Consider the following 24,891-nt stretch of genomic DNA (forward strand, 5'->3'; position numbering starts at 1 on the left):
CTGGCGGGATGAGCGGAACCGGCCCCGACGAGCGAGGGTCCTTCCTCGACGCCCTCAAACGGCGCACCGTGTCGAGTGACCTGCAGCCGCCCGTCCCACCGGGTCTGCGGCAGGCGACGGCGTACGCGTGGCGGTTGCTGGTGATCGCCGCGGCGCTCGCGGTGGTGATCTTCGTCGTCATCCAGCTGAAGCTCCTGGTGATCCCGCTGCTGGTCGCCGTGCTGATCTCGGCACTGGTGTGGCCCGGGTTCTCTTTCCTGCTGCGGCACCGCTGGCCGAAGTGGCTCGCCATCATCGTCACGGTGCTGGGCACGCTCGCGATCATCGCGGGTCTGGTGTGGGTCGCCGTGTGGCAGATCTCGCGGCAGTTCGGGTCGGTGCGCAAGCAGACCGAGGCATCCGTCCAGCAATTCCGCGAGTACTTGATCAGCGGCCCCCTGCACCTGAGCGCTCAGCAGATCGACGACGGGCTCACGCGGGCGGGGACCTTCCTGCAGCAGCAGGGCGAGGTCATCTGGACCGGGGCCCTCACGATCGGCTCCACCATCGGGCACGTCGCGACCGGCGTGCTGTTGACGCTCTTCATCCTGCTGTGCCTGCTCGCCGACGGGGGCGGCATCTGGCGGTGGACGACGCGCCTCTTCCCGCGCGCCGCTCGACCAGCGGTCGACGGTGCAGGTCGCGCCGGCTGGCGGACCATCAAGAGCTACGCCCGCACCCAACTGCTCGTCGCGACGATCGACGCGATCGGCATCGGTCTCGGCGCCTTCCTGCTCGGCGTGCCCCTGTCGATCCCGATCGGTGTGCTCGTCTTCCTCGGCGCGTTCATCCCGTTCGTCGGCGCGGTCGCGACCGGGGCGCTCGCGGTCTTCATCGCCCTCGTCTACAACGGCCCGCTCATCGCCCTGTTCATGCTCATCGTCGTCCTCGGGGTACAGCAGTTCGAGAGCCATGTGCTCCACCCGATCCTGATGGGCTCGGCCGTCAAGGTGCACCCTCTCGCGGTGGTGCTCGTCGTCGCAGGAGGCGCGATGATCGGCGGCATCGCCGGCGCCCTGTTCGCGGTGCCCCTCGCCGCATTCGTCAACGTCGTCGCCGTCTACCTCAGCACGAAAGCGTGGAAGCGCGACGGTGAGACCCTGGCATCCCCGGATCTGATCTGGCGGACCGTCCCGCGCGAGCGCGGAAGGAGATCATGAACGACACTCCCACCCTGGCCGAGTTCGAGGATGCCGCGCAGAACCTGCGCGGCATCATCACGCGAACGCCCCTCGACGAGTCGCTGCACCTGACCGAGCTCCTCGGTGTGCCGGTCAACCTCAAGCTCGAGAACCTGCAGCGCACCGGATCGTTCAAGATCCGCGGAGCGACCTACCGCCTGTCTCGCCTCACCGAGGAGGAGCGGGCGCGCGGGGTCGTCGCAGCGTCCGCGGGTAATCACGCGCAGGGCGTGGCGCTGGCCGCGCAGCAGCTCGGTATCGCAGCCACGATCTTCATGCCCCTGGGTGTTCCGGTCCCCAAGCTCCTCGCCACGCGCGGATACGGTGCCGAGGTGATCCTCGAGGGCGCGACCGTCGAGACGCCGCTGCGCCTCGCCGCCGAGTTCGCCGAGCGCACGGGTGCCGTGCTCATCCACCCCTTCGACCACCGCGACATCGTCGTGGGGCAGGGAACCCTGGGCCTCGAGCTCGTCGAGGACATGCCCGATCTCGAGACGGTCATCGTCGGTATCGGCGGGGGAGGGCTCGCCGCGGGAGTCGCCGCCGCCGTGAAGGCGCGCGCCGCAGCCGAGGGGCGAGCGGTGCGCATCATCGGCGTGCAGGCGCACAACTCCGCCGCCTACCCCTCGTCGCTCGCCGCCGGGTATCCGATGCAGGTCGAGACCACCCCGACGATCGCCGACGGCATCGCGGTCGCCCGCCCCGGCGACCTGCCGTTCGAACTCATCCGCCAGTACGTCGACGAGGTCGTGACCGTCACCGAGGACGACATCGCCCGCGCGCTGCTCGTGCTCCTCGAGCGCGCCAAACAGGTCGTCGAGCCCGCCGGAGCCGTGGGCGTGGCGGCGATCCTCGCCGGCAAGGTGAAGGCCAGCGGCCCCACGGTGACGATCCTCTCGGGCGGCAACATCGACCCCCTCCTGCTGCAGCGGGTCGTGGCGCACGGGCTCTCGGCATCCGGTCGCTACATGTCGCTGCGGATCCCGCTGCCCGACCGCCCGGGCCAGCTCGCCCGGGTAGCGGAGCTGCTCGCAGGCGTCGGCGCGAACGTCATCGAGGTGCTGCACACCCGCCACGGACAGGGTCTGCAGATCAGCGAGGTCATTCTCCAGCTCAGCGTCGAGACACGCGGTGAGGAGCATCGGGCGCTGGTGATCGCGACGCTCGAGAACGCCGGGTTCATCGCCACCGTCGTTCCGAACTGACGCGTCAGGGCCTCGACCGGGAGGCGGTCGAGGCGCGTACAGCGTGGTCGCACGCCCCGCACGGCCCCGGCCGCGGCGGTCCGGAAACACCGCGAGCCGCCCACCCCGGCAGCGGGGGAGCGGCTCGTGAACGAAGGCGGGTTACTGACCCGAGTAGGTCTCGACCTTGACGACCTCGACCTGGATCTCTTTCCCGTTGGGCGCGGTGTACGAGCCCTTGTCGCCCTCTTTGAGGCCCATGACGGCCGTGCCGAGAGGCGAGGCCTCGCTGTAGACGTCGAGCTCGGAGTTGGCCGCGATCTCGCGGTTGCCGAGCAGGAACTTCTCTTCGCCGCCGGCGACGATCGCCGTGACGACGGTGCCCGACTCGACCACGCCGTGGCTCTCGGGGGCCTCGCCGACCTTGGCGTCTTTCAAGAGAGCCTGGAGGGTGCGGATGCGCGCCTCTTGCTTGCCCTGCTCGTCTTTCGCGGCGTGGTAACCGCCGTTCTCCTTGAGGTCGCCCTCTTCGCGCGCGGCCTCGATGCGCTTCGCGATCTCTTCGCGACCCGTGGTCGAGAGGTGCTCCAGCTCGCTGTGGAGGCGGTCGTAGGCGTCTTGCGTGAGGAACGTCACCTGAGCGTCGTTGGACACGGGTACTCCTTCGTCGGGGCGCTGACGGCGGTGTCTGCAGCCGTCGGCGGGGGATATGTCGAACGCCCCGGCATCGAGCCGGGGCGCGTCGTGATCCCGCGAGTTTACGGCACCCAACAGGCGTTGACAAAACCTGTGGTCGCCAACGACAGGGTCGGAATCGTTTCCGTGAAGGCGCGAGATGCGTCATCGGATGCCGGGTACTGCACCACCCTCCAGCCCACGGTGCCGTGGTCCTCGTCGCGGGCCTCGAGGGCGCACGCGACCGGTTCCCCCACGGGGGCGGTGATCTGGAAGCTGCTCGAGACGGTCTTGTCGTCGATGACGGTGAAGCCGGTGTCGGTGGCCGTCACCGAGGCGGCGCTGTTCGTGAACGTCGTATAGCCGAGATACCCGATGGCGCCGAGGGCGAGCACCGCGACGATCGCCCAGCCGACGATGCGTCGCCGGGGCGAACGTGTACGCCCGTACCGGTCGTCGAGCAGGGCTTGCGTCGTCATGGTCTCCCCGGGCTTTAGGCTGGAGTACCAGGCTACGCGCTTCCGTCCGGACCGAAGGACTCCATGCACTCCGTGATCGTCGCTCTCGCGACCACACCCTCCCCGGTCGTCACGCCCGACGAATCGATCGTCACCCCCGGGCCGCTCGGCTTCGCCGCGATCGCTTTCATCGGCATCGCCGTGTTCCTCCTGGTATGGGACATGCTGCGTCGCATCCGCCGCGGCCGTTACCGCGAAGAGGTCAACGCCGAACTGGATGCCGAAGAACAGGCGCGCGCGGCTCAGGACGCCACCACGACCGACGACCAGGACATCGACCCGGCCGCTCCCCGCAACTGACTACCGGCCGTGGGGGGGGCGGCATCCGGTATCGATCGCCCGACGCCGACGTGTCGTGCCGAGGGCCTGAGCAGCCGCGTCGAGTCGTTCAGCCTCCGTGGTACGCCGGAGCGAGAGCGATGAGCAGGCACGCCGTCCAGTGGCACAGAAACGCCAGCACGGTGCACACGTGGAAGATCTCGTGGAAGCCGAAGTGCCCGGGCCAGGGGTTGGGCTTCTTGAGCGCGTAGACGATCGCACCCCCGGTGTAGAGCAGGCCGCCCACGACGACCAGCACCATCATCGCGACGTTCGCCGCGAGCAGGTCGCCCAGATACATCACGGCCGCCCATCCGAGCGCGAGATAGAGCGCGACGTAGAGCCAGCGCGGCGCGTTGATCCAGAAGACGCGGAACAGGATGCCGAGGATCGCCCCGCCCCACACGATCGACAGCAGCAGCACGGTCTTCTGGGTCGGGAGAGCCAGCACGGCGAGGGGCGTGTAGGTCCCCGCGATCAGCAGCAGGATGTTCGCGTGGTCGATGCGCTTGAGCACCGCGAGGGTCCGGGGCTTCCAATGGAAGCGGTGGTACAGCGCCGAGTTGCCGAACAGCAGCATCGACGTGGCCATGAACACGGCTGCGGCCCACTTGCCCGCGGTCCCATGCGCCAGGGCGATCAGCACGATGCCGGCGGCGATCGCGACGGGGAAGGTCGCGGCGTGGATCCAGCCGCGCCAGGTGGGCTTGAGATCGGCCTGCGCGCCCACGGCGCCCGCTTCCAGAAGGGGGAGCTGGGGCATGTCGGGGCCATCTGCGGGGGGCGAGCTCGTCACGACTCCGACCCTACGTCTGCGAGCATGCTTCGCGCGGAACATGGGGAATCCGCTCACCGTTCCCCCAGGGAGGATGACCCGTTTCCGAGGTCGAGGCAGCCTCGACGCGGTAGCGTAGGCGCGTGGCGCGCATGCGGAAGAACGAGGGGCGGGGACCGCTCTACCGTCTCTACATCTCGCGCCTTCGCCGTCGCATGCCGGCCACCGTGCCGCACCACGTCGCCATGATGATCGACGGCAACCGCCGGTGGGCGCGTCAGCTGGGCTTCGACAGCGCGGCGCACGGTCATCGGGCCGGCGCCGCGAAGATGCACGAATTCCTCCGCTGGTGCGACGACCTCGGTATCGAGGTCGTGTCGCTGTACCTGCTGTCGAACGACAATCTGGTCAAGCGCGACAGCCAGGAGCTGCAGGATCTGCTCGAGATCATCGCCGAACTCGCCGCCGAACTGTCGCACGAGCCGAATTGGCGGGTCAAGCACGTGGGCCGGGCCGAGGGGCTGCCCAAAGAGCTCGCCGAGGTGCTGCACGAGGCCACGGAGCGCACGCGCGGCCACGACGGACTGCATGTGAATCTCGCCGTCGGCTATGGCGGGCGCAGCGAGATCGTGGATGCCGTGCGCTCGATCATCGCGAAGCACGACCAGTCGGGCGGGTCTCTCGAGGAACTCGCCGCGAGCCTGACGCCCGAGCAGATCGGGGAGCACCTGTACACGGGGGGACAGGCCGATCCCGACCTCGTGATCCGCACCTCCGGTGAGCAGCGCCTCAGCGACTTCCTGCTCTGGCAGTCGGCGCACTCGGAGTTCTACTTCGTCGAGGCGCTCGGCCCCGACCTGCGCGAGGTGGACTTCCTCCGCGCGATCCGCGACTTCGCGGCGCGCGATCGCCCGCTTCGGACAGTAAACGATCTCGACGACGGGATCGGCGTGAACATGCTGTTTACGAACTCGTCACTTTCGCGGTGTGTTAACGACCCCGGGTGGTGTCGACGGGCCGTACGGTGATCTCATCGGACACGGAGTCCGGTCGAGTCGACCTTCGGATCGCGACTCGTGACCCACAGGTCGACTCGTGAAAACCGGGTGAACACCCGGGTCGGGAGTGGGTTGTGACTGCACGAGCACCGTACGACCAGCATCACGTCGTCGAGAGCACCGAGTCCGAAGCGGGAGTCGATCAGGCCCTGCGCACGTACGTCCTGGACACCTCCGTCCTGCTGAGCGATCCGCGGGCGTTCTTCCGCTTCGCGGAGAACTCGGTGGTGATCCCCGTCGTGGTGATCACCGAGCTCGAGGGAAAACGTCACGACCCCGAGATCGGGTATTTCGCCCGCCAGGCGCTCCGTCACCTCGACGAACTCCGAATCGAGCACGGCCGCCTGGACTTCCCCGTGCCTGTCGGCACCGGTGGCACCCTCCGCGTCGAGCTGAACAACACCGACCAGCAGGTACTGCCCTCGGGCATGCGCACGGGTGGCAACGACAGCCGCATCCTGGCCGTCGCGATGAACCTCGCCCAGGACGGCGCCGAGGTCACCGTGGTGTCGAAGGACCTCCCGATGCGGGTGAAGGCGGCATCCCTCGGCCTGAGTACCGAGGAGTATCTCGCCGAGCAGGCCATGGATTCCGGTTGGACCGGAATCGCGTCGATCGATCTATCGGGCGACGAGATCTCCGATCTCTACGAGACCGAGGTCGGCGTCAGCGAGGTGGTGAAGGGCCTGCCGATCAACACCGGACTCGTCATCCACTCCGAGCGCGGCTCGGCGCTCGGCCGTGTCACCGGCAAGGGGGAGTACCGCCTGGTGCGCGGCGATCGCGACGCCTTCGGACTGCACGGCCGGTCCGCCGAGCAGCGCATCGCCCTCGACCTGCTTCTCGACCCCGAGGTGGGCATCGTCTCGCTCGGGGGTCGTGCCGGTACGGGCAAGTCGGCGTTGGCGCTGTGCGCCGCCCTCGAGGCCGTGCTGGAGCGTCAGCAGCAGAAGAAGATCATCGTCTTCCGACCGCTGTTCGCCGTGGGCGGGCAGGAGCTGGGTTACCTTCCCGGCGATCAGGCCGAGAAGATGGGTCCCTGGGGCCAGGCGGTCTTCGACACCCTCGGCTCGGTCGTGTCGGGCAACGTCCTCGAAGAGGTGCTCGCGCGGGGTCTGCTCGAGGTTCTCCCGCTTACGCATATCCGCGGTCGTTCGTTGCACGATGCTTTCGTCATCGTCGACGAGGCGCAGTCTCTCGAGCGGAACGTCCTGCTCACCGTGCTCAGCCGCATCGGCCAGAACTCGCGCGTGGTGCTCACGCATGACGTCGGGCAGCGCGACAATCTGCGCGTCGGTCGGCACGACGGTGTCGCCTCGGTGATCGAGACGCTGAAGGGTCACGGCCTCTTCGGCCACGTGACGCTCACGCGGTCCGAGCGTTCGGCCATCGCCGCCCTCGTGACGGAGCTGCTGGAGGCGGGCGAGCTGTCGTAACGGTGACGGAAGAGGGGCCGGGATGCCGTGGCATCCCGGCCCCTCTTCCGTGATGTCGGAGTGACGCGGGCGCGCCCGGGCCGAGGCGGTTTGCGTTCGCGCTCAGAACGGCGGGGTACGCATCGTTCGACCAAGCGCATCCGGGTGCGGCGGCGCCGGCGCCTTGATGAGAGGGTTCTCATTTTGGGCTCTCCGCCTTCTCACGATGGCCCGTCAGAGTAGAGCCATCGACGAGGGAGACCTCGTCACCCGCCTCGGCGGTTCCCCCAGGAAAAACACGAGAACGTCACCTGCAGGTCACCGCTCTTCGGGTGAGTCGGAAGACCACAGTGAGCGTCTCCCCAAAACCCCCGGTTCCCCCGCCGGGGGTTTTCGGGTTGTACGCGTCATTCCCAGCGATAACCCGCGCCGCGCACGGTGACGATATGGGATTGGCCGATCTTGGCCCTCAGATATCGCACGTACACGTCGACGACGTTCGACGAGGGGTCGAAGTCCATTCCCCACACGCGGCTCAAGAGCTGCTCACGGCTGAGCACCTGACCGGCATGGCGGATGAACTCCTCGGCCAAGGAGAACTCCCTCGCGCTGAGATCGATCTCCCGGCTGCCGACGGTGGCCCGCCGGGCGAGCACATCGAGCGAGACGTCACCGTGTGCCACGGTCATCGGGCCGACGGTGACGGGTTCTCGCATGCGCGAACGCACCCGGGCGAGGAGCTCGTCGAACTTGAACGGCTTGGCGACGTAGTCGTTTGCGCCGGCGTCGAGCCCGTCGACCGTGTCGCGCGTGCTCGTGCGGGCGGTGAGCATGATGACCGGGATCTGCGAGCCCTGCCCGCGCAGGCTCCGCAGCACCTCGAAGCCGTCCATCGTCGGTAGGCCGACGTCGAGTAGGACGAGGTCGATGTCGCCTGACAGGGCGGTGTCGAGAGCCTCGGCGCCGTCGGAGATGATGAGGGTCTGATACCCGGCGGCCTCCAGCCCCTTCGAGACGAACGCCGAGATGCGTTCCTCGTCTTCTGCGATGAGGATGCGTGTCATCCGGTGGCCTCTCTCTGCATGACGACGTCACCGGCGCGCACGGGCGTCGGAAGCTCAGCGGGGGACTGCGCCCCGGTCACGGGGATGTGCAGGGCGACCGTCGCGCCGCCGCCGGGGGTGTCACCGACGGTGCAGTGCCCGTCGTGCGCCTTGGCGATGGCATCCACGATCGACAGCCCGAGCCCCGACCCGTCTACCCCGCGCCCCGTCGACAGGCGGTCGAAGCGGCGGAACACGCGGTGGCGGGCGGCGGGGGGAATGCCGGGGCCGTGATCGCGCACCCACAGGTGCGCGGTGACGTCGTCGGCGGTGCTGCCGATCTCGATCGGAGTGCCCTCGGGGGTGTACTTCGCCGCGTTGTCGGCGAGCTGCAGCCAGGCCTGCACGAGGCGATCTGCGTCGCCGTGGATGCGCACACGTGCGCGCTGCTCGACGGTCCACGTGTGCCCCGGGATCGCGCCCGCGAGTTCCGCGACGCGGTCGGTGAGGGCTCCCACATCGATGACCGCGGCCTCGAGCGCTCCGCTCTCGACATCGGCCAGGGTGTCGATGTCGTCGACGAGCCGGGCGAGGCGGTCGAGCTCGGCGATACCGAGGTCACGCGTCTCGGTCACGTCGTGGGGGTCGGCCGGGTCCATCATCTCGAGGTGGCCCCGGACGATCGTGATGGGGGTCTTCAGCTCGTGCCGCACGTCGTCGAGCAATTGCCGCTGCGCGTCCACGGACATCGCCAGTCGATCGAGCATCGAGTTGACCGAGGTCGTCAGGTCGGAGATCTCATCGTTGCCGTGTGCGCGCAAGCGCATGCCGAGGTCGTCGATGGTGATGGCGTCGGTGGTGTCGCGCAGGCGCCGGAGGGGAGAGAACAGGCGCCCCGTGACGAACCAGCCGGCGACGGCGACCAGCAGCAGCACCACGAGCCCCGAGACCCCGTAGGTGAGCGTCGAGAGCGTCACCAGTTCCATGCGCTGGTCGATGGAGATGACCTGGACGGCGACTCCGTCTCGCGTCTGCACCGCGGCATACAGCACGGGTCCGTGGGTGCTGTCGACGCGGCCCCGGTCGTTGCCGAGACTGATCTCATCGGCGAGGGATGCCACGAGCTCGGCGTCGTCGCCGATCGACAGCCCCGGTGGGGACGGGGTAGTCGCGAGTACTCGACCCCCGTCGAGCGCCACGGTGCCGTCGGTCCGGCCGGGAACGGCCGCGGCGACGAGCGTGGCGGCATCCTGGCTGCTCGTCGACAGGGTCGAGACGAACCCGTCGAGCTGGCGCTCGGCGTTGGCCACGACGCGCTCGCTCTGCACGAGGAACGTCACGCCGCCGGCGATGATCATGCCGAGCAGCACGACGCCGAGGATCGCGCCGAGGAAGCGCACGCGCGTCGAGACGGGTCTCGTCGTGCGGCTCATCCTCTGATTATGGCGCGCCTCGGCGTCGTGGTTGTGCGGGTGGGGGTGATCAGCCCGGGTGGGTCATCGACAGCAGGTCGAGTTTGGCGTCGAGAACCTCTTCGGTGATCTCGCCGCGCTCGACGTAGCCGAGGTCGACGACCGCCTCGCGTACCGTGATGCCCTTGGCGACCGCGTGCTTCGCGATCTTCGCCGCGGCCTCGTAACCGATGACCTTGTTCAGCGGGGTGACGATCGAGGGGGACATGCCCGCGAACGCCTCGGCGCGCGCGACGTTGGCCTCGAGACCGTCGATGGTCTTGTCGGCGAGGACCCGCATGGCGTTCGAGAGCAGACGGATGGACTCCAGGAGCGCGGTGCCCATCACCGGGATGGCGACGTTGAGCTCGAACGAGCCCGAGGCGCCCGCCCACGCGACGGTCGCGTCGTTGCCGATGACCCGCGCGCACACCATGAGCGTCGCCTCGGGGACGACCGGGTTGACCTTGCCGGGCATGATCGAGGAGCCCGGCTGCAGGTCGGGGATGTGCAGCTCGCCCAGACCGGTGTTGGGGCCGGAGCCCATCCAGCGGATGTCGTTGTTGATCTTGGTCAGCGAGACCGCGATCGTGCGGAGGGCGCCGGATGCCTCGACGAGACCGTCGCGGTTCGCCTGGGCCTCGAAGTGGTCCTCGGCCTCGGTGATGGGCAGCTGGGTCTCGGCCGCGAGCAGCTCGATGACCTTCTGCGGGAAGCCGAGGGGCGTGTTGATGCCGGTGCCGACCGCCGTGCCGCCGAGAGGGACCTCGCCGACGCGGGGGAGCACGGCCTCGACGCGCTCGATGCCGAGGCGCATCTGGCGGGCGTAGCCGCCGAACTCCTGGCCGAGGGTGACGGGGGTGGCGTCCATGAGGTGGGTGCGGCCCGACTTCACGATGCCCTTCCACGCCTCGGCCTTGGTCTCGAGCGCCGCCGAGAGGTGCTGGAGCGCCGGGATGAGGTCGGTGATGAGCGCCTGGGTGACGGCGATGTGCACCGAGGTGGGGAAGACGTCATTCGACGACTGCGAGGCGTTGACGTGGTCGTTGGGGTGGACCGTGTCGCCGAGGATGCGGGTGGCCAGCGTCGCGAGCACCTCGTTCATGTTCATGTTCGAGGAGGTTCCGCTGCCGGTTTGGTAGGTGTCGACCGGGAAATGTGCGTCGTGCGCGCCGGTGATGACCTCGTCGGCGGCCTGGGCGATGGCGTCCGCGATGTCTCCGTCGAGGGTGCCGAGCTCTTTGTTGGCGAGGGCGGCGGCCTTCTTGATGCGCGCGAGGGCGGCGATCTGCGTCGACTCGAGGCCCGAGCCCGAGATGGGGAAGTTCTCGACCGCGCGCTGCGTCTGCGCGGCGTAGAGGGCGTCCTTGGGTACCCGCACCTCACCCATGGTGTCGTGTTCGATGCGGTACTCGATGTCGGTCACGTCGTCGTTCCTCCGGGTCGTTCGTTCGGTTGTCAGATGCGGGCGTCTTCGACCCGAGGGTCGTCGACGCGGGGGTCGTCGACATCGCCCACGATGACGACGGGGAAGGCTTCGCCCTCATCGAGGCGGTAGTTGGCGCCGACGACGGCGGTACGACCCTCGGCCACGGCCTCGCTGATCAGCTCGGACGCGCGCAGCAACTCGCCCACCGTGTGACGGAGGTGCTCGCGGCCCACGAGTTCTGGGTCGACGACGTCGGGGAGGTGGCCGTCCACGGCGGAGGCGCGCTGGACGCGGCGCACGGCCGGGACGATGGGCGCGATCTGCCGCCAGATGTAAGCGGGCAGGGTCGGGGCGTCGACGCCCGTGCTCTCGATCGCCGCGCCCACCGCCCCGCAGGCGTCGTGCGCGAGCACCACGATGAGGGGAACCTCCAGCACGCCCACGGCGTACTCGAGGCTGCCGATCACCGAGTCGGAGATGACCTGGCCCGCGTTTCGCACGACGAAGAGGTCACCGAGACCCTCGTCGAAGATGATCTCGGCCGCGAGGCGCGAGTCGGAGCACCCGAAGAGTGCGGCCGTCGGGTGCTGCGAGCTCGCGAGCTCGGTGCGACGTTCGACGTCTTGGCGCGGGTGCGCGGGGGCGCCGGAGACGAAGCGCTCGTTGCCCTCCACCATCTGCTGCCAGACCTGACGGGGAGTCATGCGCTCGCTCACGGGATCTCTCTCAACTGCTCGATCTGAGACGTGACGGACGAGGCCGCCAACGCTGCGGTCTCGGGGGCGGCGTCGCCGTAGACGAGCACGTAGTCGGGCCCGGCCGGGGTGGCGAGGGCATAGTCGATGTTCCCGGTGCCGGAGGGATTCGACGGGCGGTACACGTTCCACGTGATGCCGTCGATCTCTGTGGTCTCGGTGCTACGGGTGCCGTCGAGTACCTGAGCGACCCACGTCTCGTCGGCCTCGAAACCCTGCGCGACGCGGAGGAAACCGCTCTCGCCCGAGCGAACGTAGACCATGGTCCACGCCTCGGTGCCACCGACGCCCTCGGTGCTCGCCTGGTTGACGCGCCACCCTTCGCCGAGGGAGGGGGAGAGCACCGGTCGACCCAGGTCGCTCTGCATCTCGGATGCGAGGGCCGGGACGTCGATCTCGGGGCGGGGGGCCGGCTCGCCGCGAGGGACGGCCGCGACCACGATCAGCACCACGCCGACGGTGACGATGAGCGCCGCGATCAGATTGCGGAAGGTCTTGCTGGATCGGTACCGACGCGAGGACTCGGCCTTGCGGTCGGCCGCCTCTTGCGGGGTCTCGGGTCGGCCGAGGTGGGCGACGACGCGAGCCATCAGTCGTCACCCTCGCCGCGGGCGGCGTCGAGGCGACGCTTCGCGCCGAGCAGCCATTCCTCGCAGCGGGCGTAGAGCTTCTCGCCGCGTTCCCACAGTGCGAGCGACTCTTCGAGGGTCGGGGCGCCCTGCTCGAGCTCGGCGACCACGCGCACGAGTTCGTCGCGGGCCTGCTCGAACGACAGGTTCGCGACGTCGACGGCGGGGCCGGGGGTCGTCGCGGTCATGGCATCCATTCTAGGCGCGCCCCGCCGACACCCCGTCGCCGGGTGCCTCGTCGTCGAGCGGACGATCGACGGATGCCGATGATTCGGCCGGCTCCGCGCTCTCACGGCTGCGGGTCGCGGCTCCGTGGGCGACGGCGTCGGGGACTCCGCCCTCCGAGCGGGCGGTCAGCGTTCCTTCTTCGATCGTGAGTCGCAGGGCGGTGCCGGCGGGTGCCTGGGCCGCGTCGCGCAGGACCGAGCCGTCGGGCAGCTGGGCGATCGCGTAGCCGCGGGCGAGCGTCGCCAGCGGCGAGAGCGCGCGCAACCCCGCGCCCAGTTCGCTCGTGCGCCGCCGCTCGGCCTCGATGCGGCGGTCGACGATGTCGCGCCCGCGGTTCGAGAGCATCCACAGCTCTTGGGCGCGGGAGGTGAGCAGGGAATGGGGATGGCGCAGGGCCGGTCGCGAACGAATCTGCTCGAGCTGCGCGATGTCGTGCAGCACGCGTTGGGTGAGACGCCCCGTGAGCCGGGCGCGCAGCTGCGAGACGAGCGCCCGCTGCTCGCTCACGTCGGGCACCACGCGCTTGGCGGCGTCGGTGGGCGTCGAGGCGCGCACGTCTGCGACCTCGTCGAGGAGTGGCCGGTCGTTCTCGTGCCCGATGGCGCTGACGACGGGAGTGGATGCCGCGGCCACCGCGCGCAGCAAGCGCTCGTCGCTGAAACCGAGCAGCGTTTGCGGGTCTCCGCCGCCGCGAGCGATCACGATCACGTCGACCTCGGGGTCGGCATCCAGGATCTTCAGGGCCGCGAGGGTCTCGGGGACGCACCGGTCGCCCTGGACGGCGGCGTGCTGGGTGCGAAAGCGCACGCGAGGCCAGCGGAGCTCGGCGTTTCGGTGGACGTCCTTCTCGGCGTCGGAGTTCTCGCCCGTGATGAGACCGATGCAGTGGGGGAGGAACGGCAGCTTCTTCTTGCGCACCGGGTCGAACAGGCCCTCGGAGCGCAGCTGGACACGGAGGCGCTCCAAGCGCTCGAGCTGTTCTCCGAGCCCCACGTGCCGCATCGCCGAGATCGCGAACGAGAAGTCGCCGGTGCGGGGGAAGTAGTCGGCCTTCACGCACGCGACCACGTGGTCGCCCACCTTCAGGTCTTTCGGCAAGCGGTTGAGGGTGCTCGACCAGATGCGGAAAGCGACCGTCGACTCGGTGCCGAGGTCTTTGAGGCGCCCGAAGACGTTGCCGCCGCGGCGGTTGAACGAGGTGATCTCGCCCTCGACCCAGACCGAGCCCCAGCGCTCGATGAAGCCGCGGATCGTGTCGTTCAGTCGCGACACCGACGTGGGGGCGTCGGTGCTCGAGTCGCGGGGGTGGACGCTGTCGGCGGGCGGGGCCTGGCCCGCGATGGTCTCGGGCTGAAACGAAGTCATGGTCTCCGGAGGGTCGAGGTGGGCGGTTCGGCCGGTGTTCAGGGGCGTCCCGGTAGAATCGAGGGGTGAGCTCACCTGCCGTCCACCTGCCCGTTCCCCGTATCCCGGGTCGACGCGGGCGGCTCCAGGATATCCCCGTGAAGGGCCAGAAGAAGGTGCTGCTGGCGGCGCCCCGAGGCTACTGCGCCGGTGTCGACCGCGCGGTCATCGCCGTCGAGAAGGCCCTCGAGCGTTACGGCGCCCCGGTCTACGTGCGCAAGCAGATCGTGCACAACATCCACGTCGTGACCGAACTCGAGAAGAAGGGTGCGATCTTCGTCGAAGAGGTCGACGAGGTTCCCTCGGGCGCCCACGTCGTGTTCAGTGCCCACGGTGTGTCGCCGGCCGTCGTGTCCGCGGCATCCGACCGGGGCCTGCAGGCGATCGATGCGACGTGCCCGCTCGTGACCAAGGTGCACCGCGAGGCCGTGCGCTTCGCCCGTGACGACTTCGAGATCCTGCTGATCGGTCACGAGGGCCACGAAGAGGTCGAGGGCACGGCCGGCGAGGCCCCCGAGCACGTGACGGTGGTGAACTCTCCCGACCACGCCGACACCATCGAGGTGCGCGACCCCTCGAAGGTGGTGTGGCTCTCGCAGACCACGCTGTCCGTCGACGAGACGATGGAGACCGTGCGGCGCCTGCGCGAGCGCTTCCCGCAGCTGCAGGATCCGCCCTCCGACGACATCTGCTACGCCACCCAGAACCGGCAGGTCGCGATCAAGAAGGTCGCCGTCGGTGCGGACCTCGTCATCGTGGTGGGTTCGGCGAACAGCTCCAACAGCGTCCGGCTGGTCGAGGTCGCCCTCGAGCACGGCGCCAAGGCCGCCTACCGTGTCGACTACGTCGACGAGGTCAAGCAGGAGTGGCTCGAGGGAGTCGAGACGGTCGGCGTCACCAGCGGCGCCTCGGTCCCCGAGGTCCTGGTGACCGAGGTGCTCGACGAGCTCGCGGGAGCGGGCTACCGCGACATCGAAGAGGTGCGCACCGCCGAGGAAGACCTCATCTTCTCGCTCCCCAAGGAGCTGCGACAGGATTCCAGCGGCAAGCGCGACGAGCGCGCGCTGGGCGGCCGGGGGCGCGCGTGAGCGACGCCGAGCCGCGCACTCCGGCCGACGAGGCCCGCCCTCGTCCGCAGTACGGCGAATACGCCACCCCCGAAGAGCAGCGCGCGCGCATCCGGCGTCCCGAGGTGACCGAGGCCCTCGAGGCCGGCGTAGCCCCGCAGCCGGAACCGGTCGTCGAACAGCGTGCCGCGGCGAAGTCCTCGCCGATGCCCGCCCCCACTACCCGCGGGGGCCAGATCGACCGGATCGTGACGTTCGGGCTGCTCATCTACGGCCTGTTCTCGGTCGTCACCAGCATCATCCAGCTGCTCAACTTCCCCGAGTACGCGAACAACTTCGCCCGGGTCTTCCGGGTCGATGCGACGTTCACGAACCTCACGGCCGGATATCTCTGGGGCGCCGCGGCCGCGGCCGTCACCGGCATCGGATGGCTGCTCACTGCGATGTTCACCTGGCGGTCCATGAAGCGCGGGCGTATCTCGTTCTGGATCCCCATCGTCGGGGCGCTGGTCAGCACGGTCATCGCCGCCGTCCTGTCTCTGGTCGGCATGGCGAGTGATCCGCAGTTCTTGTCGGCCGTCATGGGCAGCGTCTCGAACTGAACCGTTCTGCGCGGCATCCCGTGTTCCTAGAAGAAGAGGGAGAGGGGATGCCGCGGTGCGAGACGAACACGCGCAGCTGACCGCGCTGTACGACGCGCACGCGACCCCCGTCTGGCGCTACGTCGTGAGCCTCACCGGTGATCACGCGGGAGCCGACGATGTCGTACAAGAGACGCTGCTGCGCGCCTGGCGGACGCCTCGGGTGATGAGCGACGATCCCGCGAAGCTGCGGTCGTGGATGTACACCGTCGCCCGCAACCTCGTCATCGACGAAGCGCGCAGCGCGCGGCGTCGGCACGAGCATCCGGTCGACGAACTGCCCGAGGTCGTCCGCGACGACGACACCGACGCGATGTTCGACGCCCTCCTCGTGGAAGAGGCGCTCGCCACCCTGACTCCCGACCACCGCGCCGTCATCGTCAGCGCTTACTACGGTGGGCGCAGCGTCGCTCAGGCCGCCGAGGAGCTCGGCATCCCGGCCGGAACCGTCAAATCGCGACTGCATTACGCGGTGCGGGCATTGCGGCTCGCGCTGCAGGAGAGGGGGGTGACCCGATGAACGACGAACACGATCGCCTGTCGATGTCAGACGGCGCCTACGTGCTGGGGGCTCTGTGTGCCTCGGACCGCGCCGAATTCGAGGCTCACCTGGCGGTGTGCGCCGAATGCCGCGCGTCTGTGGCCGAGCTCGCTCCCACCGCGGGCCTTCTTTCCCGGCTTTCCCCCGAACGGGCTCGAGCGCTCAGCGCGACGACCGGACCTGTTCCGCTGGCCTCACCCGACCCGGCTCTGCGGGGACGCGTCGTCGAGGCCGCCCGACGTCGTCGCACGCGCCACGTGGCAGTGTGGACGCTCGCGGCATCCATCGCCCTGGTCGCCGTTGCGGTGCCGAGCGTCTTCGCCGTGAACAGTGCGGTGCAGCAGTCCTCGGGGACGGTCTATGCCCTCGACGACGTGGCAGGCGCGCCACTCGAAGCCTCGGTCAAGCTCACGTCGGCGCCGTGGGGCACTCGCATCGACCTCGTCTGCCAGTACACGGGCCAGGTGCTCGACGCCCCTCCGGGCGGCTGGCCCTACGCTCTCGCGATCACCGACGACTCGGGCACGACGAGCGTGCTCTCGACCTGGCGCGCCGACCCGGGCTCGACCACCGAGCTGAGCGCCGGTACCGACCTCTCCGCCTCCAACATCGGTGCGGTCGAGATCCGGTCGCTCGACGGCGACACCGTCGTGATGCGGCGGGAGTTCGAGTGACCCGCTCGTCTGCCCGTCGTCCTCCGACGATCTAGCATCGATCCATGCCTCACCTCGTTGCCGTCTGCGCGGTCCACAGCCTGCACCCGGATTCCGGATCCGTCGGGGTGACGGCGATCGACAAGCGAGCCATCGAGGGGAGCGTGCGCGTCGGCAAACTCGGCATCCGCTCCGACGTGCAGGCGAGTCGAAAGCACCACGGCGGGCCGGACAAGGCCGTCTACGCCTACGCCGAGGAAGACGCGACGTTCTGGGAGCGTGAGCTGGATCGCGAGCTGCATCCCGGCTGGTTCGGCGAGAACCTGCGCATCGCGGGACTCGACGTCAATGGTGCGCGTGTCGGCGAGATCTGGCGCATCGGCGACACCGTCGAGGTCGAGGTCACGATGCCCCGCACACCGTGCGCGACCTTCGCGCGATGGGTCGGCGGCTCGGCGGCGCGCGGCTGGGTGAAGCGCTTCTCCGACGAGGGGCGGCTCGGCGCGTACCTGCGGGTCCGTCGCGCGGGCGACGTGCGAGCGGGGGATGCCATCGAGGTGCTGTCCTCGCCCGAGGGGGCGCCCACCGTGCTCGAGGTGTACCGGAGCTGAGCCGCGTCGTCTCACGCGTGGTCGGCGCGCGGAGACGGCATTTCGCTGACATCTCGGTTGCAGCCTGACGCCGGATCGTCAGCGAGATGCTTTTTCGCCGGACCGAAACGCCCGGCCCGGGGCTCGGCATCCGGAAACGACGAACGCCCCGGCTCGAGCCGGGGCGTTCGCGCACACGTGTTGGGTCAGTGCTGGGACTGGCCGTACGAGCCGAGCTGCTTCGTGGCCTCGACCACGCGGACGGCCATCGCCGACTCGGCGACCTTGCCCCAGGCGCGGGGGTCGTAGAGCTTCTTGTTGCCGACCTCTCCGTCGAGCTTGAGCACGCCCTCGTAGTTCGAGAACATGTAGCCCGCGATCGAGCGCGTGAAGGCGTACTGGGTGTCGGTGTCGATGTTCATCTTCACGACGCCGTTGGCGACCGCGAGGGCGATCTCTTCGTCGGTCGAGCCGCTGCCGCCGTGGAACACGAGGTCGAGGGGCTTGGCGCCGGTGCCGAACTTGGCGGCGATGCCCTCCTGAATCTCACCGAGCAGCTCGGGGCGGAGCTTGACGCCACCGGGCTTGTACACACCGTGCACGTTGCCGAAGGTGAGGGCCGAGATGTAACGACCGTTCTCGCCGAGACCGAGGCGCTCGACGGCCTTGGACACGTCAGCGACGGTCGTGTAGAGAGCCTCGTTCGAGCCCTCGTGCTGCACGCCGTCTTCTTCGCCGCCGACGACGCCGACCTCGATCTCGAGGATGGCGTTGATGTTCTTCATGCGGGGGAGGAGCTCCGCCGCGATGTCGATGTTCTCGTCGAGAGGAACGGCCGAGCCGTCCCACATGTGCGACTGGAAGATCGGGTTGCGGCCGGCCTTGACCTCTTCCTCAGAGGCTTCGAGCAGCGGCAGGACGAAGCCGGGCAGGGCGTCCTTGGGGCAGTGGTCGGTGTGGAGGGCGACCGTGATGGGGTAGTTCTTCGCGACCTCGGTCACGTACTTGGCGAATGCGAGAGCTCCGGTGGCGCGGGCCTTGACGGTGTGGCCTGCGAAGTAGTCGGCACCGCCCGTCGTGACCTGCAGGATGCCGTCGGAGCCGGCCTCGGTCAGGCCCTGGAGCACGGAGTTGATGGTCTGCGAGCTCGAGACGTTGATCGCGGGATACGCGAAGCCGCCGGCCTTCGCGCGGTCCAGCATGTCGGCGTACTGCTCAGGGGAAGCGACGGGCATGGAGGTGCTCCTTGGTGTTGTCGGGACACCGTCACTCTAGCGAAGCCACCGGATCGTGACGCGGCGGGCACGGCAGGAAGAGGACACTTCTGCCGAACCGTTAAGAATCGTGATTCCTTCGTTGCACATCCGGTCAAATCCGGCGATTGTCCACGCTTTGCTGGATACAGTGGCCGCATGGTGAGCCTGACTGCCGACATGAGTCCTTTGCACCCCGACCGCAACCTGGCGCTCGAGCTGGTGAGAGCGACCGAGGCGGCGTCCATCCGTGCGGTCCCGTTCATCGGCCGGGGCGACAAGGAAGCCGCTGACGGAGCGGCCGTCGACGCGATGCGCGCGTTCTTCAGCACGGTCAACTTCGACGGAACGATCGTGATCGGTGAGGGCGAGAAGGACAACGCGCCCATGCTCTACAACGGTGAGCGCGTCGGCAGCGGCCGCGGACCCCAGTGCGATGTGGCCGTCGACCCGATCGACGGCACGTCGCTGACCGCCGCGGGGCGCCAGAACGCCCTCTCGGTCATCGCCGTCTCGGATCAAGGCACGATGCTCGACGCATCGAGCGTCTTCTACATGGACAAGCTCGTCACGGGCCCGGCCGGAGTCGGCGTCGTCGACATCCGACTCCCCATCGCCGAGAACATCCGCCTCCTGGCGAAGGCGCTCGGCAAGCCCGTCGACGAGATCGTGGTGTCGGTGCTGAATCGCCCCCGACACGAGAAGCTCATCGCCGAGATCCGCGAAGCCGGGGCCGGCACCCGGCTCATGAGCGACGGCGACGTCGCCGGCGGCATCAACGCCGCCCGCCACAACGCCCGCACCGACATGTGCGTCGGCATCGGCGGCAGCCCCGAGGGCATCGTGACCGCGTGTGCGATCAAGGCTCTGGGCGGCCACATCCAGGGCGTCCTGGCCCCACGCAACGACGACGAGAAGGAGAAGGGCCGGGATGCCGGCCTCCAGGTCGACGGCGAGGTCTACGAGGCCGATGGTCTGGTGAAGGGCAAGAACACGATCTTCGTCGCGACGGGCGTCACCGACGGCCAGCTCGTGCAGGGTGTGCGTCGCGAGGGGGACTTCCTGTACACCGAGAGCGTCGTGCTGCGTGGCGCGTCGGGAACGCTTCGCCGCATCTCGTCGGAGCACCTAACGTCGAAGTGGCTGTGACGTTCGGGCTGACGTTTCGGCGCTGAGTCACTGGGCGGACGCCACGGCGTTGACGCCACGGTGCTGATGCGCGAGTGCTGGCGACACGGTGCTGATGTACGAGTGCTGACGCCACGGCGCTGGGGTCTCGCTAGGACTCTGGAGTCGGTGTCGCGATGTCGTCGTGAGCTTGCGTTGGGGGCTTTCCGTTCGAGACACCTCTGATCGTGAGACTGCATCTCGCTGACAGATCGGTTGCAAGTCGCAACTGTTTTGTCAGCGGAATGCCGTCCCGGCGGTGGGGCGGGGGCCCGGCGTCCGAGCACCCTCCGGCGCCCGGGGGAACCGGCGACGTGCCGAGAGTCCCGCGATGTGCAGATACAGCCGGGCGTGTCGTGACGCAAGCGTGACCGGCCCCGGAGGCCGTGTCTGGCAGAATCGAACGCAGTGTCAACGGCGACGCTGTGTTCTTCCGAGACCCGAAGGGGGATCGTCCATGGCAGCTCCGACGAATCACACCGCACCTCAGACAGGTGCACAGGCGGTCATCGCCAGCGCGGTCGATCCCGCGCGTCGACCGGACGTGCTGTTGCGCGTGCGTCGCGACGAGGGTCACGAGGTCAGCGCGTGGTGGATGGTCGGTGCGTTCGTCGCCGTTTCGACCGCCGTGGTCAGCCTGCTGAGCTGGGTTCCCGGCGGCGCCTGAGCCGCACCGCCGTCGTTCCGCTCGCTCCTGTGAACGCGGCGATGGGCGCGTGACCCTCTACGACTCGTCGTCGAAGAGACCCGCCCGCTCGCGAATGGCTCCCACATCGGCGTGCGTCGTCGCCTGGTCGCCCGCGGTGTCTTCCCGTGGAGCGTCGCCGTCCTCCATCTCGATCATCTCGGGCGCCGTCCACCGACGCGGTGCCGCTTCGAGAGCGGCGGGCGCGGAAACCGCGTCGAGCTTCGTCTCGTCGATACCGGGAAACTTGCGCGCCGTCACGAGCACCCGCGACTCCAACGACCCGGCGAACCGGTTGTAGCTGTCGACGGTCTTCTCGATCGCCCGTCGCAGGTCGTTCGCGTGCTCGGCGAGCTTTCCGACGCGTTCGTACAGCTCCGTGCCCAGCGCGAAGAGCGTCCGGGCTTCGTCGGACACGTCCTGCTGGGTCCAGGTGAAGGCGACGGTCTTGAGCACCGCCCACAGGTTGACGGGGGAGGCAAGAGCCACACGTCGCGTGAAGGCGTAGTCGAGCAGGGTCGGGTCTTCGTCGAGGGCCGACGCGAGCAGCGACTCGCTCGGGAGGAAACACACGACGAACTCCGGGCTCGTGGTGAGGCCCGCCCAGTACGCCTTCTTCGCCAGAGCATCGACGTGCGCGCGCACCGCTCTCGCGTGCTTGGCGAGAAGCGCCGCACGACGGGCCCCCTCGTCGCCGTGCGCCGTCACCGGAATCGCGCTCGCCTGCAGATACGCGTCGAGGGGGGCCTTGGCATCCACCGCCAGGGACTTGCCTCCGGGGAGGCGCACCACCATGTCGGGGCGACCAGCACCGGCGTCGCTCGAGATCGCCGTCTGCAGGTCGAAGTCGACGTAGCGCGTGAGCCCGGCGGCTTCGACGACCCGGCGCAGCTGGGTCTCGCCCCAGACGCCTCGGGTGGTCCCGGAGCGCATGGCAGAGGCGAGCGACTCGGTGGTCGCGCGAAGGGCCTCGTCGGCTTCGCGGGACAGCCGTAGCTGCTCGCCGAGGGCGGAGTACTGCTCGACCCGGTCGCGCTCGAGGCCGTCGACCTTGCGCTGCATGGCGTCGAGCGTCTCGCGTACCGGGTCGAGCGCGCGGAGCACGGTCTGCTCCCGACGCTCGCGCTCTTCGCGCGCCGCTTGGTCGGCGCGCGATTGACCCACGAGCTCGCGGTACAGCGAGATCTGGTGGTCGAGCTGCGCCTGCACGCCGTCGCGCGCGGTCTCGGCCGCGGCCACCCGTGCCGCCAGGGCCTGCTCGCCGACGGCGTGGCGGGCGGCGGTGCGCGAGGAACCCACGAACCACCCGCCGACGACGCCGACGGCGAGGGCGAGGATCGCGAAGACGAGAGCGATGGCATCCATGGGGTCAGCTTGCACCAGACCTCCGACATCGCCGGAGAGACGGTCCGACGGAGGTCAGGCGACCGCCCGCTCGGCGGGCTCGGCGACGATCTGCGAGACCCGCACGCCCAGATGCGCGGCCAGGGCGTGCACGTCATCGACGCCCGCTCGGCGGGCGCAGTCGATCGTGATCTCGGCACAGGCGACGGCGTCGGCGAGAGCATCGTGGTGCGCGAAGGGAGAGCAACCCGCCTCGGCGGCGACGAGCGGAAGGCGGTACGAATCGAGCGTGTACGTCTTGCGGGACATCTGCACACTGCACATGTAGCGGTACGGCGGGCACTCGTCGCCGGTCGCGGCGCATGCGCGACGCAGCACCGACATGTCGAAGCCCGCGTTGTGCGCGACCAGGACGTCGGCTCCGGCGAACGCGGTGAGACGCTCGAGCTGGGCCGACCAGTCAGGGGCGTTCACCACGTCGGAGGGCTGAATGCCGTGGATCCCGACGTTGATCGGGGCGAAGTGGTCGTGACCGGCGGGAGGCTTGATCAGCCAGGCCGCGGTCGCGACGACACGGCCGTCGCGGACACGGGCAAGACCCACCGCGCACGCCGACGCACCACTGGAGTTCGCCGTCTCGAAGTCGATCGCGGTGAAGTCCAAAGCCACGAGACCACACTGCGCCGGGACCGCCGTGTCGCAGAGGAGGCGCGCCGGGGCGGGTTCGCACAGCCGTTGATGTCTGCCCGCCCCCGGAGGCGGCCCGCCCGTGCCGTCGCGCGGAGATCATCGACGACACGCCGGCCTCTGGCATCCGCCCACGTCGTGTCGCCCCCCAACTCCGCGGGACGGATCGCGGGCGTCGGGTCGTTCGCGCCCCGCCACCCCTTTCGGCCGCGAACGGGGCATGTCGGAGGGGCGGCGTAGGGTCGGGGGCATGACCGATCGCGAGAAGTCGACCTCGTTCGGGCAGGCGGCCTCCGCCTACGAATCCGGGCGTCCGGGGTATCCCGCCGACGCCGTGGCGTGGTTGCTCGCGCCCGTGCGGGAGCCGGGCCGCGCGCTCCGCGTGGCCGACGTCGGCGCGGGGACGGGCAAGCTCACACGCGCCGTCGTCGAGCTCGGCGCCGACGTGGTGGCGGTGGATCCGGATGCCGACATGCTCGCGACCCTTCGAGAGAACGCGCGGGGTGTGCCCACGTTCGTCGGGACGGCCGAGAACCTGCCCCTCCCCGATTCCGGCCTGGACGCCGTCGTCATGGGCCAGGCCTGGCACTGGGTCGACGTCGAGCCGGCCTCGCTCGAGACCGCGCGCGTGCTTCGCAGCGGGGGAGTGCTCGGGCTCATCTGGAACATCCGCGACGACCGGGTCGACTGGGTGCGGCGGCTCACCGCGGCCATGGGCGGGTCGAACGCCGAGGTCCTCCTCGCCACGACCGGTCCGTGCGTCGCCGAGCCCTACGGCGAGCTCGAGCACCGTGAATGGTCGTGGGAGAGGCGTATCACTCTGCCGCAACTGCGCGACCTCGTCGTCTCGCGAAGCGACATCATCACGGCCAGCCCCGAGAAGCGCGCGGGCATCGAGGCCGCGGTCGACGGGGTCGTGGCATCCGTTCCCGAACTCGCCGACGGAGGGTCGGTCGCGTTGCCGTACGTGACCCACGCGTTCCGCGCGCGGCGGCCGTGACGCGGGTGACCGGGCTCCAGGCCGGGTAACCTGGACTCCCGTGGCTCTTACCATCGGAATCGTCGGCCTTCCCAACGTCGGAAAGTCGACCCTCTTCAACGCTCTGACCAAGAACTCGGTGCTCGCGGCGAACTACCCGTTCGCCACCATCGAGCCCAACGTCGGGGTCGTGAACCTTCCCGATGTGCGCCTGCAGAAGCTCGCCGACGTGTTCGGCAGCGAGCGGCTCGTGCCCGCTGCGGTGTCGTTCGTCGACATCGCCGGCATCGTCCGCGGCGCGAGCGAGGGCGAGGGCCTCGGCAACCAGTTCCTCGCGAACATCCGTGAAGCGGATGCCATCGCTCAGGTCGTCCGCGGATTCGCCGACGACGACGTGGTCCACGTCGACGGTTCGGTCAACCCGGCCAATGACATGGAGACCATCAACGCCGAGCTGCAGCTCGCCGACCTCCAGACGCTCGAGAAGGCCATCACCCGGTACGAGAAAGAGGTCAAGGGCAAGAAGCTCGACCCCTCGGTGCTCGACGCCGCCAAGGCCGCGCAGGATGCTCTTCAGCGCGGCGTGCTGCTGTCGGCATCCGGAATCGACCTTTCACCGATCCGCGAACTGGGTCTGCTCACCGCCAAGCCGTTCATCTTCGTCTTCAACGTCGACGAGGCCGTGCTCACCGACCAGGCCCGCAAGGACGAGCTCGCCGCCCTGGTCGCGCCCGCGAAGGCCGTGTTCCTCGACGCGAAGATCGAGTCGGAGCTGATCGACCTCGACCCCGAGGACGCGGCCGAGCTGCTGGCATCGACCGGCCAGGACGAGTCCGGTCTCGACCAGCTCGCCCGCATCGGGTTCGACACGCTCGGCCTTCAGACCTACCTCACCGCCGGTCCCAAAGAAGCCCGTGCCTGGACGATCCCGCAGGGCGCGAAGGCGCCGCAGGCCGCCGGTGTCATCCACACCGACTTCGAGAAGGGCTTCATCAAGGCGGAGGTCATCTCGTTCGACGACCTCGTCGAGCTGGGCTCGGTCGCCGAGGCTCGCGCGAAGGGCAAGGCGCGTCTCGAGGGCAAGGACTACGTCATGCAGGACGGCGACGTGGTGGAGTTCCGCTTCAACAACTGAGCGGGACTGTTCCCGGACTTCTGCCTATGCGGCAGGTAGCCTCATCG

The 24,891-nt window shown here is 69.1% G+C and carries 27 protein-coding genes; 14 read left to right on the top strand and 13 right to left on the bottom strand.

Going from position 1 to position 24,891, the window contains the following annotated elements; all coding sequences use genetic code 11:
- Nucleotides 1–8 precede the first annotated feature (8 nt).
- Together QE454_RS11055 and ilvA are read left to right on the top strand one after the other, a co-directional pair.
- Nucleotides 9–1,199 carry an AI-2E family transporter gene (locus QE454_RS11055; protein WP_210074237.1) on the top strand — a complete coding sequence of 397 codons (1,191 nt, stop codon included), beginning with the start codon at nt 9–11 and terminating at the stop codon, nt 1,197–1,199.
- Entirely contained in the window at nt 1,196–2,425 is a 1,230-nt protein-coding gene (gene ilvA, locus QE454_RS11060) for a threonine ammonia-lyase (RefSeq protein ID WP_307455441.1), read from the top strand. The genes QE454_RS11055 and ilvA overlap by 4 nt, the downstream gene beginning before the upstream one ends.
- A 141-nt stretch (nt 2,426–2,566) precedes the next feature.
- Here ilvA and greA read toward each other — a convergent pair whose 3' ends face one another.
- Both greA and QE454_RS11070 read right to left on the bottom strand, forming a co-directional pair.
- Complete coding sequence (gene greA, locus QE454_RS11065; protein WP_103210960.1) at nt 2,567–3,058, bottom strand: transcription elongation factor GreA; 492 nt, start codon at nt 3,056–3,058, stop codon at nt 2,567–2,569.
- 104 nt (nt 3,059–3,162) lie between these two features.
- Nucleotides 3,163–3,558, bottom strand: a complete 396-nt coding sequence (locus QE454_RS11070) for a DUF4307 domain-containing protein (protein WP_267786838.1) — start codon at nt 3,556–3,558, stop codon at nt 3,163–3,165.
- Nucleotides 3,559–3,621: 63 nt separating this feature from the next.
- On the opposite strand from QE454_RS11070, the gene QE454_RS11075 reads away from it, so the two are divergent.
- Entirely contained in the window at nt 3,622–3,897 is a 276-nt protein-coding gene (locus tag QE454_RS11075) for a hypothetical protein (RefSeq protein WP_210074243.1), read from the top strand.
- An 88-nt stretch (nt 3,898–3,985) separates the two neighbouring features.
- Here the strand turns inward: QE454_RS11075 and QE454_RS11080 are convergent, their stop codons facing one another.
- Nucleotides 3,986–4,678, bottom strand: a complete 693-nt coding sequence (locus QE454_RS11080; protein ID WP_307461080.1) for a hemolysin III family protein — start codon at nt 4,676–4,678, stop codon at nt 3,986–3,988.
- 164 nt (nt 4,679–4,842) lie between these two features.
- Between QE454_RS11080 and QE454_RS11085 the strand changes: the two genes are divergently transcribed.
- Together QE454_RS11085 and QE454_RS11090 are read left to right on the top strand one after the other, a co-directional pair.
- The gene (locus QE454_RS11085) at nt 4,843–5,718 is read left to right on the top strand and encodes an isoprenyl transferase (RefSeq protein WP_309668792.1); all 876 of its coding nucleotides are present in this window, start codon (nt 4,843–4,845) and stop codon (nt 5,716–5,718) included.
- A gap of 104 nt (nt 5,719–5,822) precedes the next feature.
- Nucleotides 5,823–7,184: a PhoH family protein gene (locus QE454_RS11090; RefSeq protein WP_373458864.1), complete on the top strand. Its 1,362-nt coding sequence runs from the start codon at nt 5,823–5,825 to the stop codon at nt 7,182–7,184.
- Nucleotides 7,185–7,570: 386 nt separating this feature from the next.
- Here the strand turns inward: QE454_RS11090 and QE454_RS11095 are convergent, their stop codons facing one another.
- Genes QE454_RS11095 through xseA form a run of 7 tightly spaced genes read right to left on the bottom strand, consistent with a single transcriptional unit; the run spans nt 7,571 to nt 14,063 of the window.
- The gene (locus QE454_RS11095) at nt 7,571–8,227 is read right to left on the bottom strand and encodes a response regulator transcription factor (RefSeq protein ID WP_210074244.1); all 657 of its coding nucleotides are present in this window, start codon (nt 8,225–8,227) and stop codon (nt 7,571–7,573) included.
- On the bottom strand, nt 8,224–9,639 hold the full coding sequence (locus QE454_RS11100; protein WP_307317533.1) for a cell wall metabolism sensor histidine kinase WalK: 1,416 nt from the start codon (nt 9,637–9,639) through the stop codon (nt 8,224–8,226). The genes QE454_RS11095 and QE454_RS11100 overlap by 4 nt, the downstream gene beginning before the upstream one ends.
- 49 nt (nt 9,640–9,688) lie before the next feature.
- Entirely contained in the window at nt 9,689–11,083 is a 1,395-nt protein-coding gene (locus QE454_RS11105; protein ID WP_307455438.1) for a class II fumarate hydratase, read from the bottom strand.
- Nucleotides 11,084–11,115: 32 nt separating this feature from the next.
- The gene (locus QE454_RS11110) at nt 11,116–11,802 is read right to left on the bottom strand and encodes a carbonic anhydrase (protein WP_373458863.1); all 687 of its coding nucleotides are present in this window, start codon (nt 11,800–11,802) and stop codon (nt 11,116–11,118) included.
- Nucleotides 11,799–12,431, bottom strand: a complete 633-nt coding sequence (locus QE454_RS11115) for a DUF4245 family protein (protein WP_210074250.1) — start codon at nt 12,429–12,431, stop codon at nt 11,799–11,801. Before QE454_RS11115 ends, QE454_RS11110 begins: the two co-directional genes overlap by 4 nt.
- On the bottom strand, nt 12,431–12,658 hold the full coding sequence (locus tag QE454_RS11120) for an exodeoxyribonuclease VII small subunit (RefSeq protein WP_210074251.1): 228 nt from the start codon (nt 12,656–12,658) through the stop codon (nt 12,431–12,433). The genes QE454_RS11115 and QE454_RS11120 overlap by 1 nt, the downstream gene beginning before the upstream one ends.
- A 10-nt stretch (nt 12,659–12,668) precedes the next feature.
- Nucleotides 12,669–14,063, bottom strand: a complete 1,395-nt coding sequence (gene xseA, locus QE454_RS11125) for an exodeoxyribonuclease VII large subunit (RefSeq protein ID WP_307455434.1) — start codon at nt 14,061–14,063, stop codon at nt 12,669–12,671.
- Between the two features lie 65 nt (nt 14,064–14,128).
- On the opposite strand from xseA, the gene QE454_RS11130 reads away from it, so the two are divergent.
- The 5 genes from QE454_RS11130 to QE454_RS11150 are packed head-to-tail and all read left to right on the top strand — an operon-like array spanning nt 14,129 to nt 17,615.
- Nucleotides 14,129–15,190, top strand: a complete 1,062-nt coding sequence (locus QE454_RS11130; RefSeq protein WP_210074255.1) for a 4-hydroxy-3-methylbut-2-enyl diphosphate reductase — start codon at nt 14,129–14,131, stop codon at nt 15,188–15,190.
- Nucleotides 15,187–15,771: a DUF6264 family protein gene (locus QE454_RS11135; RefSeq protein WP_307455432.1), complete on the top strand. Its 585-nt coding sequence runs from the start codon at nt 15,187–15,189 to the stop codon at nt 15,769–15,771. The genes QE454_RS11130 and QE454_RS11135 overlap by 4 nt, the downstream gene beginning before the upstream one ends.
- A gap of 55 nt (nt 15,772–15,826) precedes the next feature.
- The gene (locus QE454_RS11140) at nt 15,827–16,330 is read left to right on the top strand and encodes a sigma-70 family RNA polymerase sigma factor (RefSeq protein WP_267786848.1); all 504 of its coding nucleotides are present in this window, start codon (nt 15,827–15,829) and stop codon (nt 16,328–16,330) included.
- Nucleotides 16,327–17,025 carry a zf-HC2 domain-containing protein gene (locus tag QE454_RS11145; protein WP_307455429.1) on the top strand — a complete coding sequence of 233 codons (699 nt, stop codon included), beginning with the start codon at nt 16,327–16,329 and terminating at the stop codon, nt 17,023–17,025. Before QE454_RS11140 ends, QE454_RS11145 begins: the two co-directional genes overlap by 4 nt.
- A 44-nt stretch (nt 17,026–17,069) precedes the next feature.
- Nucleotides 17,070–17,615 (top strand): MOSC domain-containing protein, encoded by a 546-nt coding sequence (locus QE454_RS11150; protein ID WP_210074262.1) that lies wholly within the window; start codon nt 17,070–17,072, stop codon nt 17,613–17,615.
- Between the two features lie 185 nt (nt 17,616–17,800).
- Here the strand turns inward: QE454_RS11150 and fbaA are convergent, their stop codons facing one another.
- Nucleotides 17,801–18,829 (bottom strand): class II fructose-bisphosphate aldolase, encoded by a 1,029-nt coding sequence (fbaA, locus tag QE454_RS11155; RefSeq protein ID WP_210074264.1) that lies wholly within the window; start codon nt 18,827–18,829, stop codon nt 17,801–17,803.
- Nucleotides 18,830–19,006: 177 nt separating this feature from the next.
- Between fbaA and glpX the strand changes: the two genes are divergently transcribed.
- Nucleotides 19,007–19,996, top strand: coding sequence for a class II fructose-bisphosphatase (gene glpX / locus QE454_RS11160; protein ID WP_210074266.1), 990 nt, complete (start codon nt 19,007–19,009; stop codon nt 19,994–19,996).
- A 475-nt stretch (nt 19,997–20,471) separates the two neighbouring features.
- Nucleotides 20,472–20,681, top strand: coding sequence for a UDP-N-acetylmuramyl pentapeptide phosphotransferase (locus tag QE454_RS11165; protein WP_210074268.1), 210 nt, complete (start codon nt 20,472–20,474; stop codon nt 20,679–20,681).
- A 57-nt stretch (nt 20,682–20,738) separates the two neighbouring features.
- Here QE454_RS11165 and QE454_RS11170 read toward each other — a convergent pair whose 3' ends face one another.
- Both QE454_RS11170 and QE454_RS11175 read right to left on the bottom strand, forming a co-directional pair.
- Nucleotides 20,739–22,064, bottom strand: a complete 1,326-nt coding sequence (locus QE454_RS11170; protein ID WP_307461076.1) for a DNA recombination protein RmuC — start codon at nt 22,062–22,064, stop codon at nt 20,739–20,741.
- A 54-nt stretch (nt 22,065–22,118) separates the two neighbouring features.
- Nucleotides 22,119–22,712, bottom strand: a complete 594-nt coding sequence (locus QE454_RS11175; protein ID WP_267786852.1) for a 3'-5' exonuclease — start codon at nt 22,710–22,712, stop codon at nt 22,119–22,121.
- 268 nt (nt 22,713–22,980) lie between these two features.
- Between QE454_RS11175 and QE454_RS11180 the strand changes: the two genes are divergently transcribed.
- Both QE454_RS11180 and ychF read left to right on the top strand, forming a co-directional pair.
- Complete coding sequence (locus tag QE454_RS11180) at nt 22,981–23,730, top strand: class I SAM-dependent methyltransferase (protein ID WP_307455424.1); 750 nt, start codon at nt 22,981–22,983, stop codon at nt 23,728–23,730.
- Nucleotides 23,731–23,770: 40 nt separating this feature from the next.
- Nucleotides 23,771–24,844 (top strand): redox-regulated ATPase YchF, encoded by a 1,074-nt coding sequence (ychF, locus tag QE454_RS11185; RefSeq protein ID WP_307455421.1) that lies wholly within the window; start codon nt 23,771–23,773, stop codon nt 24,842–24,844.
- The last annotated feature ends 47 nt before the right edge of the window (nt 24,845–24,891 follow it).

This window comes from Microbacterium sp. SORGH_AS_0454 (genome assembly GCF_031453395.1).
Classification (GTDB): Bacteria; Actinomycetota; Actinomycetes; order Actinomycetales; family Microbacteriaceae; genus Microbacterium.

Bases quoted from the DNA above. Each gene is read 5' to 3' on its own strand.
- QE454_RS11095 (WP_210074244.1), bottom strand. From the start codon at position 8,227: ATGACACGCATCCTCATCGCAGAAGACGAGGAACGCATCTCGGCGTTC.
- QE454_RS11100 (WP_307317533.1), bottom strand. From the start codon at position 9,639: ATGAGCCGCACGACGAGACCCGTCTCGACGCGCGTGCGCTTCCTCGGC.
- QE454_RS11055 (WP_210074237.1), top strand. From the start codon at position 9: ATGAGCGGAACCGGCCCCGACGAGCGAGGGTCCTTCCTCGACGCCCTC.
- QE454_RS11075 (WP_210074243.1), top strand. From the start codon at position 3,622: ATGCACTCCGTGATCGTCGCTCTCGCGACCACACCCTCCCCGGTCGTC.
- QE454_RS11145 (WP_307455429.1), top strand. From the start codon at position 16,327: ATGAACGACGAACACGATCGCCTGTCGATGTCAGACGGCGCCTACGTG.
- glpX (WP_210074266.1), top strand. From the start codon at position 19,007: ATGGTGAGCCTGACTGCCGACATGAGTCCTTTGCACCCCGACCGCAAC.
- QE454_RS11070 (WP_267786838.1), bottom strand. From the start codon at position 3,558: ATGACGACGCAAGCCCTGCTCGACGACCGGTACGGGCGTACACGTTCG.
- QE454_RS11180 (WP_307455424.1), top strand. From the start codon at position 22,981: ATGACCGATCGCGAGAAGTCGACCTCGTTCGGGCAGGCGGCCTCCGCC.
- QE454_RS11150 (WP_210074262.1), top strand. From the start codon at position 17,070: ATGCCTCACCTCGTTGCCGTCTGCGCGGTCCACAGCCTGCACCCGGAT.
- QE454_RS11080 (WP_307461080.1), bottom strand. From the start codon at position 4,678: ATGCCCCAGCTCCCCCTTCTGGAAGCGGGCGCCGTGGGCGCGCAGGCC.
- fbaA (WP_210074264.1), bottom strand. From the start codon at position 18,829: ATGCCCGTCGCTTCCCCTGAGCAGTACGCCGACATGCTGGACCGCGCG.
- QE454_RS11170 (WP_307461076.1), bottom strand. From the start codon at position 22,064: ATGGATGCCATCGCTCTCGTCTTCGCGATCCTCGCCCTCGCCGTCGGC.
- QE454_RS11115 (WP_210074250.1), bottom strand. From the start codon at position 12,431: ATGGCTCGCGTCGTCGCCCACCTCGGCCGACCCGAGACCCCGCAAGAG.
- QE454_RS11120 (WP_210074251.1), bottom strand. From the start codon at position 12,658: ATGACCGCGACGACCCCCGGCCCCGCCGTCGACGTCGCGAACCTGTCG.
- xseA (WP_307455434.1), bottom strand. From the start codon at position 14,063: ATGACTTCGTTTCAGCCCGAGACCATCGCGGGCCAGGCCCCGCCCGCC.
- QE454_RS11085 (WP_309668792.1), top strand. From the start codon at position 4,843: ATGCGGAAGAACGAGGGGCGGGGACCGCTCTACCGTCTCTACATCTCG.
- ilvA (WP_307455441.1), top strand. From the start codon at position 1,196: ATGAACGACACTCCCACCCTGGCCGAGTTCGAGGATGCCGCGCAGAAC.
- QE454_RS11165 (WP_210074268.1), top strand. From the start codon at position 20,472: ATGGCAGCTCCGACGAATCACACCGCACCTCAGACAGGTGCACAGGCG.